The organism is Amycolatopsis acidicola (assembly GCF_007713735.2).
Classification (GTDB): Bacteria; Actinomycetota; Actinomycetes; order Mycobacteriales; family Pseudonocardiaceae; genus Amycolatopsis_E; species Amycolatopsis_E acidicola.
In genome coordinates this window covers 1-11,341 of record NZ_VMNW02000156.1, presented here as the reverse complement: position 1 = coordinate 11,341, position 11,341 = coordinate 1, and the positions used below count along the sequence as shown (strand labels likewise).

Here is an 11,341-nt window from a genome sequence, read left to right as displayed (position 1 = left end):
CACCCCACCATCGCTCCGATCCCCAGCCGCCCTGGAACACTCACAGATCGGGGCGGTGGTGGGGTGCCCTCAGCGCGCCCCGCGCGCGGCCGTTGCTGTTGCAGGCCGCGCGATTGCTGTCCCAAGCCGAGGCCCCAGCCCAGCCCAGCCGCAGCCCCACTTCAGGCGCAGGCCGTCTTACCCCGGTCAACCTCACTGAGGGAGATGATCTCGTCGTGATCCCCGAAACCGGCGGCGACCCGGAGGCGACCTCCCAGCGCGGCGACATAGCGCTTGAGGGTCTCGACCTCCATCTGCGCGGGATCGCCCTTCTCGATGGCGCTGACACGCGGCTGTTTGACCCCCATCCGCTTCGCGACCTCGGTCTGGCTCAGACCGGCGCGCTCACGCAGCTCGCCGAGACGGTAGCCGAGGACGTAGGAGTCCGGTCCGGGTCTTCGCTTCACTCCGCGCGGCCTCGACGTCACGACCGGCGGCCAGGTCGAGCTCGTGCTTGCGCTTCTTGACGTCCTGCCAATCGGCCATGGTCATCGCCCTCCTGTGCGGGTCAGGTGTTGCTCGTACCGTTGCTCGGCCAGGGGAATGGCTTCGTCGTACCACTTCCGCCATTGCCCGGCCTTGTCTCCCGCCACCAGCAAGATCGCGCAACGCCGCCGCTCCTGTGCTGGACCAGCCAAACACACACCCGGGAACAGCCAACTCGCGCCCCGGCACGGCCAACTCGCGCCCCGGCACGGCAAACACGCGCCCCGGCACGGCCAACTCGCGCCTGGGAACGGCAAACACGCCCCAGCCGCGGCCCAGCCCCTTACTCCGAAGCCTGCTCCGTCAGCGGAAGCAGCACCTGGAACCGCGTATCGCCTGGTTCGGACTCGGCACGCAGGTCGCCGTGGTGGCGTTCGACGACGATGCGCCACGAGATGTCCAGGCCGAGGCCCGTGCCCTTCCCCACCGGTTTCGTGGTGAAGAACGGTTCGAAGATCCGCTGTTTGTGCTCCGCGCTGATGCCGGGCCCCGTGTCGCCGACCTCCACGCACAGCTGGTCGTTCACCAGCGAAGTGCGGATGGTCAGCGTGCCACTGCCGTCCATCGCGCCGAGCGCGTTGTCGATCAGGTTGGTCCAGACCTGGTTCAGCTCACCCGGATACGCCGGCACCTTCGGCAGCGAGCGGTCGAACTCCTTCACCACCTCGATGCCTTCGAGTTTCCCCGACATCATCACCAGCGTGGACTTCAACCCCTCGTGCACGTCGACCCACTGGTGCGGGGCACGATCCATCTGCGAGTACTGTTTCGCGGCACCGACGAGCGCCGAGATCCGCGTCGTCGAGTCCTCGATCTCGCCCATCAGCATCTCGGTCTCCAGCGCGTACGCCAGCCACCGCACGGCACCGTCGATCAGCGAGTCGCCGACGGACTCCAGCACGTGGTCCATGTTCTCGGCCGTAAGCCCCGCGCCCACGAAGATCGGGGCCAGGTCCCAGCCCTGTTCGAGCCCGTGGTCCTCCAGCCAGTCGCTGATCTCGTCCTCACGGTCGGCCTGCTGCATGGCCGTCAGCGGCGGCGCCGCGGCGACCTGTTTGACCAGCCGCTCCTGCACGTCGATCAGCTGTTCCAGCAGGTTCGGGTCGATGTCCTTTTTGGCCAGTATCGCGAGCTTGTGCCGCATCCCGGCCACCCGCTCGCGCAACGCCGCGGTGGCGCGCACGGCGGCGCCCGCCGGGTTGTTCAGCTCGTGGGTGAGCCCGGCCGACATCTCCCCCAGCGCCAGCAACCGCCGCCGGGAACCGATCAGCGCGTCGGTGTTGCGCCAGCCAAGGTACGAACCCTCCAGCAGGTGCGTGGCCATCGGGAACCACGCCCGGAACTGCCCGGCGAACTCCTCGGCGGGCAGCGTCAGGAAGGTCAGGTCGCTGACCGCGTGGATCGTCGCCGCGTACTCCTGCTGGTTCTGCCCGTAGAAGAACTGGGTGGCCCCGCAGTAGACCCCGCGCTGATCGGACCGAGTGGTCTCGACCTCGTTGCCGCCCACCAGTTTCGTCATCCGCAGCGCCCCGGACAGCAGCACGTAGAAACACGTGGCGGGCTCGCCCTCGCTGATCACCTTGGCGCCGCCGGGATACGACTCGACCACGGCGTGCGCGAGGATCCAGTCGAGCTGCTCGTCGGACAGGCTGGTGAACAGGAACAGCTCCCGCAGGAACTCCCGTGTCAGCACCACTTCGGGTTCGGTCATCGCTGCTCCAGGTATCGGTGCACGAGGGTGACGGCCATGGCGCCCTCGCCGACCGCGGACGCGACACGCTTCACCGATTCCGAGCGTACGTCGCCGGCGACGAAAACCCCCGGGATGGACGATTCCAGGTGGTGCGGATCGCGGTCCGGCGCCCAGCCTGGCGGCCGCCTGCCCTCGACGAGGAGATCCGTGCCCGTGCACACGAAACCGTGCTCGTCACGCACCACCTCGTCGCCGAGCCATTCCGTGCGCGGCGCGGCGCCGATGAACACGAACAGGTGGCTCGCGTCCACCGTCTCGGTCCGGCCGTCCTGGCACAGCGTGATCCGCTCCAGGTGCTTCTCGCCGTGCACCTCGGTGACCGTGGTGTGCGTGCGGACGTGCACGTTCTCGATCGCTTCCAGCTGCTCGATGAGGTAGTGCGACATCGACGCCCGCAACGACGGGCCGCGCACGAGGATCGTGACATCGCTGGCATAGCGGGAAAAGAACACCGCCGCCTGCCCGGCCGAGTTGGCGCCGCCCACGATGTACACGTGCTGATCGGCGCACTCAGGCGCCTCGGTGGCCGCCGAGCCGTAGTACACGCCGCGGCCGGTCAGCCCTTCGACGCCGGTGGCCTGCAGCGAGCGGTACGACACCCCGCTCGCCAGCACCACCGAATGCGCCGCCAACTCCGAACCGTCCCCGAACTTGATCACCCGCGCCGAACCCCGCGCCTCCAGGCCCACCACGTCGCGCGCGGTGAGCACCTCGGCGCCGAACTTCTGCGCCTGGCGCCGGGCCCGGTCGGTCAGCTGCGCCCCGGACACACCGTCGGGGAAGCCGAGGTAGTTCTCGATGCGCGAGCTCTGCCCGGCCTGGCCGCCCGTGGCCTTGCGCTCCACGAGCACCGTGCGAAGCCCCTCCGACGCGCCGTACACGGCGGCGCCGAGACCCGCGGGCCCGCCGCCGACGACGATCAGGTCGTAGAACTCCTCGGCGGGCCTGGTGGACAGGCCGACCGCGTCGGCGATCTCCTCCCCGCCCGGTTTGCACAGCACCTGGCCGTCCGGGGTGATCAGCACCGGGATGTCCGCACTGGCGCGGCCGGCGGCCTCCAGCAGGCGCTCCGCTTCCGGCTCGTCCACGGAGTACCAGCGGTACGGCACGGAGTTGCGGGCCAGGAAGTCCCGCACGAGGTAGGAGGGCGAGGACCACCGGTGGCCGATGATCTTGACCTCCTCGACGGACCGGTCCCCCATCGCGCGCCACGCGTCCACCAGCGAGTCGACCACCGGGTAGAGCTTCTCCTCCGGCGGGTCCCACGGTTTGAGCAGGTAGTGGTCGACGTCGACCACGTTTATCGCCTGGATGGCCGCGTCCGTGTCGGCATAGGCCGTCAGCAGCGCGCGGCGGGCGTGCGGGAACAGGTCCATCGCCTGCTCCAGGAACGCGATGCCGTCCATCTGGGGCATCCGGTAGTCGGCGAGGATCGCGGCGACCGCGTCCCCGCGGAGCTTGATTTCGCGCAGGGCGTCGAGCGCGTCGGCGCCGGAACCGGCGCGGATCACGCGGTAGTCCTGGCCGTAGCGACGGCGGAGGTCGCGGGCGACCGAGCGGGACACGGCGGGATCGTCGTCCACCGTCATCAGGATGGGCTGGCTCACAAGGAAACCCTACGGCGTTTTCCGCCGCTCAGTCGATCGTGTGGCCACCATTGACGGTGATGCGTTCGCCATTGACGAAACTTCCGGCGTCCGAGGCGAGGAATCGCACCGCGGCGGCCACCTCCCGGGGCAGGCCGAACCGCCGCAGCGGCACGTCCGCGACATAGGAGCGCCGGTCCCCGTCCGGGGCGCCGGCGTGCCGCTCGACGGGGATCCAGCCGGGCGCCACCAGGTTCACGGTGATGCCGGACGGCCCGAGCTCGCGCGCCCACACGCGGGTCAGCCCGTGCTGGGCGCTTTTCGCGGCGGTGTAAGCGGACCACTCCGGCAGCGCGCGCTCGGCCATGTCCGAGCCGATCTGGATGATCCGGCCCTGCCCCAGTGCCTTCATGCCCGGCAGCACGGCCTTCGCCAGCAGGGTCGGGCTCTTCACGAAGAACTCGAGCTGGTCCAGCTGATCGCGCCAGGTGAGCGCTTCGAGCGGGATCTCCGGCTGCGGCCCGGTGGCGTTGACGACGAGCGCGCCGATGGCGCCCAGCTCCCGCCCGGCCCGTTCGACGAGACCCGGCACCTCGTCCTCGTCGGTGACGTCTGCCTTGGCCGCCAACGCCTTCCGCCCCAGCGCGTGGATCTCGTCCACGACGCGCCGGGCGCCGTCGTCGTCGGAGTGGTAGTTCACGGCCACGTCCCAGCCGTCCGCGGCGAGCGCGCGGGCGATGTGCGCGCCCAGCCCGCGTGACGCCCCGGTCACCAATGCCACGCCCAAGTTCGCTCCTCCGGTAGCAATGCCGCCGCCACGACCCTATCCGGCCGGCGGGTATTCTCGTCTCCCGTGGACACGTTGCGTGCGGACTGTAGCCGTTGTTTCGCTTTGTGTTGCGTGGCAACGGCTTTCGCGCGTTCCGCGGATTTCGCCCTCGACAAACCGGCCGGGCGGGCGTGCCCGAACCTGGCGGCGGACTTCCGCTGCGGCATCCACACCCGGCTGCGCGACGAGGGCTTCCCCGGCTGCACGGTGTACGACTGTTTCGGCGCCGGGCAACAGCTTTCCCAGGTCACCTTCGGCGGCCGGGACTGGCGCGCCGAACCGTCCCTGCGCGAGCGGATGTTCCCCGCGCTGGCGGTGATGCGCGCGCTACACGAGCTGCTGTGGTACCTGCGCGAGGCGCAGGGTTTCCCCGCCGCCCGCCCGGTCCGCGCGAAGCTGGCGCGAGCCTTCGAGGAGACGGAGGCACTCACCCGGCTCGACGCGGGTGAGCTGCTGGAGCTGGACGTGGACGCCCACCGGGGGCGGGTGAACCCGTTGGTGCTCAAGGCCAGCGAACTGGCGCGCGCGGGCACGCGGGGTCCGGACCACCGAGGGGGCGACCTGCTGGGCAAGCGCTTCCGCAAGGCGAACCTGCGGGGCGCGAGCCTGCGCGGTGCGCTCGCGATCGGGGCGGACTTCACGGGCGCGGACCTGCGCGAGGCCGACGTGATCGGCGCCGACCTGCGCGGCGCGAACCTCTCCGGCGCCGACCTGTCCACCAGTCTGTTCCTCACGCAGTCCCAAGTGGACTCGGCAACCGGTGACAAGCGCACGCTGCTGCCCCCGCGGCTGGAGATCCCGCGGCACTGGGGCGCGCCGGCCTGACGCTCAGCCGATCCGGGCGGCCAGTTCGCGGATGACCTCCGCCGAGGTTTCCGGGTCCTCCCAGACCGGGGTGTGCCCGGTGGGCACGGCGCGGAACAGCGCGCCGGGGATCGCCGCGGCCATCTCCCGCGCCTGCGCGATCGGCCGGGCCCCGTCCTGTTCGCCGTGCAGCACCGTGACGGGACAGGTGAGCCCGGACAGCACCGGGGTCAGGTCGAGATCGCGCTGGCTGGTGAGGGCGGCGAGCACCGCGTCCTGCGGCACTTTTTCCGCGTACGCCAGGAAATCAGCGCGTTCTTCGGGCGGCAGCGGGCGGGCGAACGAGCGGTCCAGCACCGCCGAGATGAGGCCCGGGCCCCAGCCGGTGGTCACGGTTTCGATGATCTTGTCCACGTCGCCGTGGCCGTGCATGTGCGCGCCGGTGTCGATCAGCAGCAGCCCGGACACCAGCCCGGGGTGACGGTCGGCGAGCCGCAACGCGATCGCGCCGCCGGTGGAATGACCCGCCAGCAGCACCGGCCGGTCGAGGGTGGCGGCGATCCGCTCGGCGACGTTCTCGACCCGGCAGGGGCCTTCGCCGAGCATCCAGTCCACCGCGCGCACCCGGACGCGTCCCTCGAGCAACCCCGCCACGCGCGAGAAAACCTCCGGCGCGCACAGCGTGCCGGGTATCGCCACCAGTTCCGTTTCCACGCCGGACATCATCCCCCGGCAAGTGACCCCCGGCGCGGGGGGACAAGGGAGCCCGCGCCCGGGGCACTCGCCCACCACAACGTCCCGAGGGGGAGTCTGGACGCCGGGCGAGACTGGTCGCGGCCCCACACCGCCGCTGCACCGTTGTGCCGTAGTCGGCCGGTTCCCTGTTTCCGTTACGGGAGAACGGTTTTCGCCGGTCTCCGCCCGGTTACCGCGGTTTCCCGGCAGAAGCCGACATGTCTGTGCGCGCCGCGGGCGATATGTCGTTTTTCGTCCGCGAATCCGCTCTCCCCGCCGAAAATCTCCGCCGGAACGTGTAGCGACGGGGAGTTCGGCCTCGACTACAGGCGTGCCGGAGTTTTTCCCGCTACGAAGGGAAACGACAGTGGGCGGACGAAGACCGGTCGCGGTGGTGGTAGGGGCGACCGGGGGGATCGGGCGCGCCGTGGTCGAGCTGTTCGCGCGGGATCACACCCTCTGGCTGGCCGGACGGGACGAAACCGCGCTCAAGACCATGGCCTCCACGCTGCCCGAGGCCTTCTGCTGGCAGCTGGACCTCTCCGGCGACGAAGGCGTCCCGTTGGAGCCGCCCCAGGATCTCGGCGAGGTCGACGTCCTCCTGCACTGCGCGGGCGCCTTCGAACAGGGCACGGTGCTGGACATGTCCGAGCGGCGCTGGCGCGAGGTGTTCGCGGTGAACCTGTTCGGCGTCGTCGAGCTGACGAGGCTGCTGCTGCCCGGCCTGCGCCGGACCCGCGGGCGGGTGATCGTGGTGAACTCGACCGTCGTGACCCGCTCCCCCGCCGGCCGGTCCGCGTACGCGGCGAGCAAGCAGGCGCTGCGGGTGTTCACCGAGGCGCTGCATCAGGAAGAGCTGAACCACGGGGTGCGGGTGACGAGCATCTACCCCGGCCGCGTCGCCACCGAAATGCAGCGCACCGTGCGGCGCCGCGAGGGCGGCCCGTTCGAACCGGAGCGCTACCTCGCCCCCGCGACGGTCGCCAAAGCCGTGCGCGCGGTGCTCGCGGCGCCGGCCGACGCGCACCTCACCGAGTTCGTCCTGGAGCCGACCTGGCGGCGCTGACCAGCCCGGATCGCCCGATTGCGGACGCGGTGAGCCCCGGCCCATAATCGGGTTCCAAGATCGTCACCAGCGGCGGTCGCCGGCTTTCGCGGAGCGAGCACATGGGACAGCAGGCGGTCCGCGAACCGCGCGTCCGCCGCCTGCCGGTGTGGGCGTACCTCCTCGTCGTCGCCGGGTACGTGCTCATCGCGCAGGGCGTGGGCGCGCTCCTCACCCGCGGCCTCGACATCGCCTACGCCTCACCGACGAACGCGAACGAACTGTGGCGGGACATGACGGTGCCGATCGCCGCCGGGCTGTGCTACCTCGCGCTGATCGTCTCGGTCCTGCGGTGGTGGCGCCCGGTGTGGGTGGACGACGTGCCCGCGGCGCGCTGGATCACGATCATCCCGGTGCTCATGATCGGGGTTTCCGTGGTGTCCACGGACTATGGCGCGCTCGCCGATCGCGGGCTCGGGTTCACCCTGCTGCTCCTGGCGAGCACGCTGCTCGTCGGGTTCGCCGAGGAGGGCCTGTTCCGGGGGCTCGGGGTCGCGGTGTTCCGCGGCGCGGGCGGCGAGGGCGGCGTCGCGCTGTGGACCTCGGTGATCTTCGGGCTGGCGCACGCGAGCAATCTGCTCAGCAGCGGCGCGAAAGCGCTCGTGCAGGTGCTGGCGACGGCGGCCGCGGGGTATTTCTTTTACCTGGTGCGGCGGCGTTCCGGCGGGCTGCTGCTGCCCGCGGTCGTGCACGCGCTGTGGGACTTCTCGCTCATCTCCAGCGCGGTCGTGCCGGGGCGCGAGTACTTCGGCCCGGTGCTGAACGTGCTCGCGCTGATCGCCGTCGCGGTGCTGGTGTTCACCCGCCGCGGGCGCACGGGGCCGGAAGCGTTGCCTTGACGTAAGCGTCAATGTCTACGCTCGGCTCATGCGGATCGGTGAGCTGGCGCGGCGGGCGGGGACCACCACCCGGGCACTGCGGTTCTACGAAGCACAGGGGCTGCTCCCGGCGCGGCGCGCCGCGAACGGCTACCGCGAGTACGGCGAGGAAGACCTGCGGCTGGTGAGCGAGATCCAGACGCTGCAGGCGGTCGGGTTCAGCCTCGACGACACCCGCCCGTTCGTGGACTGCCTGCGCGCCGGGCACGAGAGCGGCGATTCCTGCGCCGACTCGATCGAGGTCTACGAACGCAAACTCGCCGAAGTGGACGCCTGCCTGGCGCGGCTGAGCGAGGTGCGGACGAGCCTGCTGGCCAAGCTCGCCGGGGCGCTGCACCGCGAACCGGGGCCGTGCACCGTGCCCGGCCCGGCGGTGCTCGAACGGGAGGAGAGCTAGATGGACAACGTCACGGACGACACCTTCGAACAGGTCGTGCTGCGGGCCGAAGGCCCCGTGCTGGTCGATTTCTGGGCCGAATGGTGCCCGCCGTGCCGGATGATCGCGCCGGTACTGGAGGAAATCGCCGCGGAGCGGGCAGGCGAGCTGACCATCGTCAAGCTCAACTCGGACGAGAACCCGCGCACGGCAAGGGATTACCAGGTGATGTCGCTGCCGACGCTGATCCTGTTCGAGCACGGCACCCCGGTGCGCACCATCGTCGGCGCCCGCCCGAAAGCGCGGCTGCTGGCCGAGCTCGACCTGCTACCGGCCTGACGCGCGGGCCAGGGTTTCGCGGACGTTCGGCTCGGTGGTCGCCCTTGGCGGGCACGGGAACCACGGCCACGTGCAGCAGCCGCCGGCCGGGGCGAGGTCGGTCAGCCCGGCCTCCTCCCGGCCCTCGCGCAGCACGATCTCCCGCGGCTCCGTTTCGCCCGGGTCGCCGTGGCCGCCGATCTGCGGACGCGCCTGCTGCCGCGCGTGCCAGAGAAGCACACCTCCGGTCTCGGGGTGCACCGCTGGTAGCCGGTCAGCTCGTCGGTCAAGCGCATCAGCCGGGCTCGCGGCCGGCGAGGATCTGTTCGCGCAGGATGTCGGCGTGCCCGCAATGGTGCGCCAGCTCCCGCAGCACCTGCAGGTACACCCAGCGCAGCGTGCGCGGCCCGGCCCGGTGCCCGGTCACGACGGCGTCCAGCGGCAGGTCCGCGACCGCTTTCCGGGCTGTGGCGCAGGCTTCGCGGTGGGCCGCCGTGACCGAGGCGATGGTGTCTTCCCCCGCGAGCCGGAACGATTCGTCCGGGCTCCGCACCAGGCCGAGCTCGCGGCGCGACCGGCCGCCGACGCATTCCTCGAACCACACCCGCTGCATCCACGTGACGTGCTTGAGCAACCCGAGCAACGTCGTCGCCGACGGGACGAGGCGGCGGGCGGCTTCCTCCTCGGTGAGACCGTCGAGAGTCGACTCGATGGCCGTGCGGTAATCCTCGATGAAGGCGTCGAACTGGGTGCGGTCGTCGTCCAGCCGCACGTCGAACGCGCCCATCAAGCCTCCTGTCCCCCTCAGCCGGGGAAATCGAACCGGTAGCCCTGTCCCGCGAGCCACGGCAGCAGGATACCGAGCGCTTCCACGGTCTGCGCCCGGTCGCCCCCGCCGTCGTGGAACAGGATCACCGACCCCGGCTGGACGTTCTGCCGCACGGCGGCGGCGATCTGTTGCGTGCCCGGGGTGGCCCAGTCACGCGGATCCACCGACCACGCAAGGGGTTTCATCCCCGCGCGCGCCGCCGCCTCCCGCATCGGCTGCGACCACGCCCCGCCCGGCGCGCGGAAGTAGCCGACCGCCACGTCCGCGTCGGCGGCCACCTGGAGATCGGACCAGCAGCCTTCGATTTCCGCGGTGATCCGCTGCGGAGTCCGCCGGGCGAGATCCTCGTCGTGATTCACGGTGTGATCGCACAATCGCATTCCGTGCGCGAGCACGGAGCGAACCAGTTCCGGGTGTGCGCGCACCCGCGTGCCGATCATGCAGAAAGTGGCGACGGCGTTGTTCTTGGCGAGCACGTCGAGAATTCGCGGGGTGAACGCCGGATCGGGCCCGTCGTCGAAAGTGAGCGCTACGTATTTGCCCGTGTTCGCGGTGTGCCGCAGCAGATCCGGCGCGGGGTCGGCGGCCGTCGGCCCGGCCGCGACGGCCGGCGGCGGGCTGGGCCGGATGGGGGAACCTTCGGCGCCCGGCTGGCAGAGCGAAACGATGAGCGAAACGGTTCCGGCAAGGACGGCGATCAACACGGCCCAGCGATAACAATACGGCGGCCGCAGCACGCGATAACGCATTTCCACCTCCCGCGCAGCGCACGATAAGCGGAAAGGCGAGCCGATCGGGGGATTTCGCCCCGGAGTTTCTCCGGCGCCCGGCTGTCACGCGCTCACTCTCGGCTGAGCGCCACCCACTTCAGTTTCTCCTGCTCCCGGCGGGGCAGGCCGGCGACCACGAGGTCGTAGGAGTCCTCGATCATCTCCCCCACCAGCCGGGCCGGCACCGAACCGTCCAGCACCACGGTGTTCCAGTGCTTCTTGTTCAGGTGGTATCCGCCGGTGATCGCGGGGAAGTCGAGGCGCAGCCGCACGGCCAGCTCCGGGTCGCATTTGAGGCTCACGCTCAGCGGCTTCCCGGACAGCCTGCTCAGCGCGAACATCTTCCCCGACACCTTGAACACGCTGGTGCCCTCGTCGAACGGGAACTCCTCGCGGCTGCCCGGCAGGCTCAGGCACAGCTTCTTCAACTCTCGGGCGTTCACAGCAGCCCACCCTAGCGGGCCGACCGCCGCACCAGCCCGGTGAAGCCCGCCACGAACAAGGTCAGGAACGCCCACGCCAGCGCCTGCAGCACCCAGCTCACCGCGACCACCGCCGAGCCGAGCCCGCTGCCCGACACGAGCTGACATCGTTGCTGTGCCGTGGATTTCACCAGCGGGACCGTGGTGTCCAGCGCCAGCCCGACCTGGTCCACCACCGCGCACGGGCCCGGCGCGCCGACCCGCACCGCCAGCCCCGCGGGGCCCGCGACGCCGACGACCAGGCCGACTGCCAGCACGAACACGCCGATCCACCACAGCAGCGCGATCCCGGGCCGGTAGCCGTAGCCGACCGTCAGCCCGGTGAGCCGGTGCCACACCCGCCCCCAGAAG

At 70.8% G+C, this 11,341-nt stretch carries 14 protein-coding genes and 1 pseudogene; 5 read left to right on the top strand and 10 right to left on the bottom strand.

Translation table 11 applies throughout. The features are described from left to right. Window positions 1-161: 161 nt before the first annotated feature. From FPZ12_RS44225 to FPZ12_RS44205, 4 genes are all read right to left on the bottom strand, one after another. On the bottom strand, window positions 162-446 hold the full coding sequence (locus FPZ12_RS44225; RefSeq protein ID WP_243770349.1) for a helix-turn-helix domain-containing protein: 285 nt from the start codon (window positions 444-446) through the stop codon (window positions 162-164). 362 nt (window positions 447-808) lie between these two features. Then, window positions 809-2,236: an ATP-binding protein gene (locus FPZ12_RS44215; RefSeq protein WP_144760436.1), complete on the bottom strand. Its 1,428-nt coding sequence runs from the start codon at window positions 2,234-2,236 to the stop codon at window positions 809-811. Further along, window positions 2,233-3,885, bottom strand: a complete 1,653-nt coding sequence (locus FPZ12_RS44210; protein WP_144760433.1) for an FAD-dependent oxidoreductase — start codon at window positions 3,883-3,885, stop codon at window positions 2,233-2,235. The genes FPZ12_RS44215 and FPZ12_RS44210 overlap by 4 nt, the downstream gene beginning before the upstream one ends. 28 nt (window positions 3,886-3,913) lie before the next feature. Beyond that, entirely contained in the window at window positions 3,914-4,645 is a 732-nt protein-coding gene (locus FPZ12_RS44205) for an SDR family oxidoreductase (RefSeq protein ID WP_144760430.1), read from the bottom strand. 120 nt (window positions 4,646-4,765) lie between these two features. Between FPZ12_RS44205 and FPZ12_RS44200 the strand changes: the two genes are divergently transcribed. Further along, window positions 4,766-5,518 carry a pentapeptide repeat-containing protein gene (locus FPZ12_RS44200; protein ID WP_341771268.1) on the top strand — a complete coding sequence of 251 codons (753 nt, stop codon included), beginning with the start codon at window positions 4,766-4,768 and terminating at the stop codon, window positions 5,516-5,518. Between the two features lie 3 nt (window positions 5,519-5,521). Here FPZ12_RS44200 and FPZ12_RS44195 read toward each other — a convergent pair whose 3' ends face one another. Beyond that, window positions 5,522-6,211 (bottom strand): alpha/beta fold hydrolase, encoded by a 690-nt coding sequence (locus FPZ12_RS44195; RefSeq protein ID WP_243770348.1) that lies wholly within the window; start codon window positions 6,209-6,211, stop codon window positions 5,522-5,524. 388 nt (window positions 6,212-6,599) lie between these two features. Between FPZ12_RS44195 and FPZ12_RS45910 the strand changes: the two genes are divergently transcribed. From FPZ12_RS45910 to trxA, 4 genes are all read left to right on the top strand, one after another. Further along, window positions 6,600-7,298, top strand: a complete 699-nt coding sequence (locus tag FPZ12_RS45910; RefSeq protein WP_166463108.1) for an SDR family oxidoreductase — start codon at window positions 6,600-6,602, stop codon at window positions 7,296-7,298. 101 nt (window positions 7,299-7,399) lie between these two features. Beyond that, a complete protein-coding gene (locus FPZ12_RS44185; RefSeq protein ID WP_144760421.1) occupies window positions 7,400-8,176 on the top strand; it encodes a CPBP family intramembrane glutamic endopeptidase in 777 nt (258 codons plus the stop codon). Window positions 8,177-8,204: 28 nt separating this feature from the next. Then, a complete protein-coding gene (locus FPZ12_RS44180) occupies window positions 8,205-8,612 on the top strand; it encodes a MerR family transcriptional regulator (RefSeq protein WP_144760418.1) in 408 nt (135 codons plus the stop codon). After that, complete coding sequence (gene trxA / locus FPZ12_RS44175; protein ID WP_144760415.1) at window positions 8,613-8,930, top strand: thioredoxin; 318 nt, start codon at window positions 8,613-8,615, stop codon at window positions 8,928-8,930. On the opposite strand, the gene FPZ12_RS46785 is transcribed toward trxA, so the two are convergent. The 5 genes and pseudogenes from FPZ12_RS46785 to FPZ12_RS46780 form a co-directional block, all read right to left on the bottom strand. Continuing rightward, a complete protein-coding gene (locus FPZ12_RS46785) occupies window positions 8,919-9,149 on the bottom strand; it encodes an NUDIX hydrolase (protein ID WP_243770347.1) in 231 nt (76 codons plus the stop codon). The two genes, trxA and FPZ12_RS46785, sit on opposite strands and share 12 nt — an antisense overlap. A 55-nt stretch (window positions 9,150-9,204) precedes the next feature. Further along, window positions 9,205-9,696 (bottom strand): DinB family protein, encoded by a 492-nt coding sequence (locus FPZ12_RS44165; protein ID WP_144760412.1) that lies wholly within the window; start codon window positions 9,694-9,696, stop codon window positions 9,205-9,207. 17 nt (window positions 9,697-9,713) lie between these two features. Then, window positions 9,714-10,487, bottom strand: coding sequence for a polysaccharide deacetylase family protein (locus tag FPZ12_RS44160; protein ID WP_144760409.1), 774 nt, complete (start codon window positions 10,485-10,487; stop codon window positions 9,714-9,716). Window positions 10,488-10,579: 92 nt separating this feature from the next. Beyond that, on the bottom strand, window positions 10,580-10,951 hold the full coding sequence (locus FPZ12_RS44155; RefSeq protein ID WP_144760406.1) for an MmcQ/YjbR family DNA-binding protein: 372 nt from the start codon (window positions 10,949-10,951) through the stop codon (window positions 10,580-10,582). A gap of 11 nt (window positions 10,952-10,962) precedes the next feature. Next, a pseudogene (locus FPZ12_RS46780) lies at window positions 10,963-11,341 on the bottom strand (hypothetical protein); the annotation flags it as partial.

Bases quoted from the DNA above. Each gene is read 5' to 3' on its own strand.
- FPZ12_RS44215 (WP_144760436.1), bottom strand. From the start codon at position 2,236: ATGACCGAACCCGAAGTGGTGCTGACACGGGAGTTCCTGCGGGAGCTG.
- FPZ12_RS44185 (WP_144760421.1), top strand. From the start codon at position 7,400: ATGGGACAGCAGGCGGTCCGCGAACCGCGCGTCCGCCGCCTGCCGGTG.
- FPZ12_RS44180 (WP_144760418.1), top strand. From the start codon at position 8,205: ATGCGGATCGGTGAGCTGGCGCGGCGGGCGGGGACCACCACCCGGGCA.
- trxA (WP_144760415.1), top strand. From the start codon at position 8,613: ATGGACAACGTCACGGACGACACCTTCGAACAGGTCGTGCTGCGGGCC.
- FPZ12_RS44165 (WP_144760412.1), bottom strand. From the start codon at position 9,696: ATGGGCGCGTTCGACGTGCGGCTGGACGACGACCGCACCCAGTTCGAC.
- FPZ12_RS44160 (WP_144760409.1), bottom strand. From the start codon at position 10,487: ATGCGTTATCGCGTGCTGCGGCCGCCGTATTGTTATCGCTGGGCCGTG.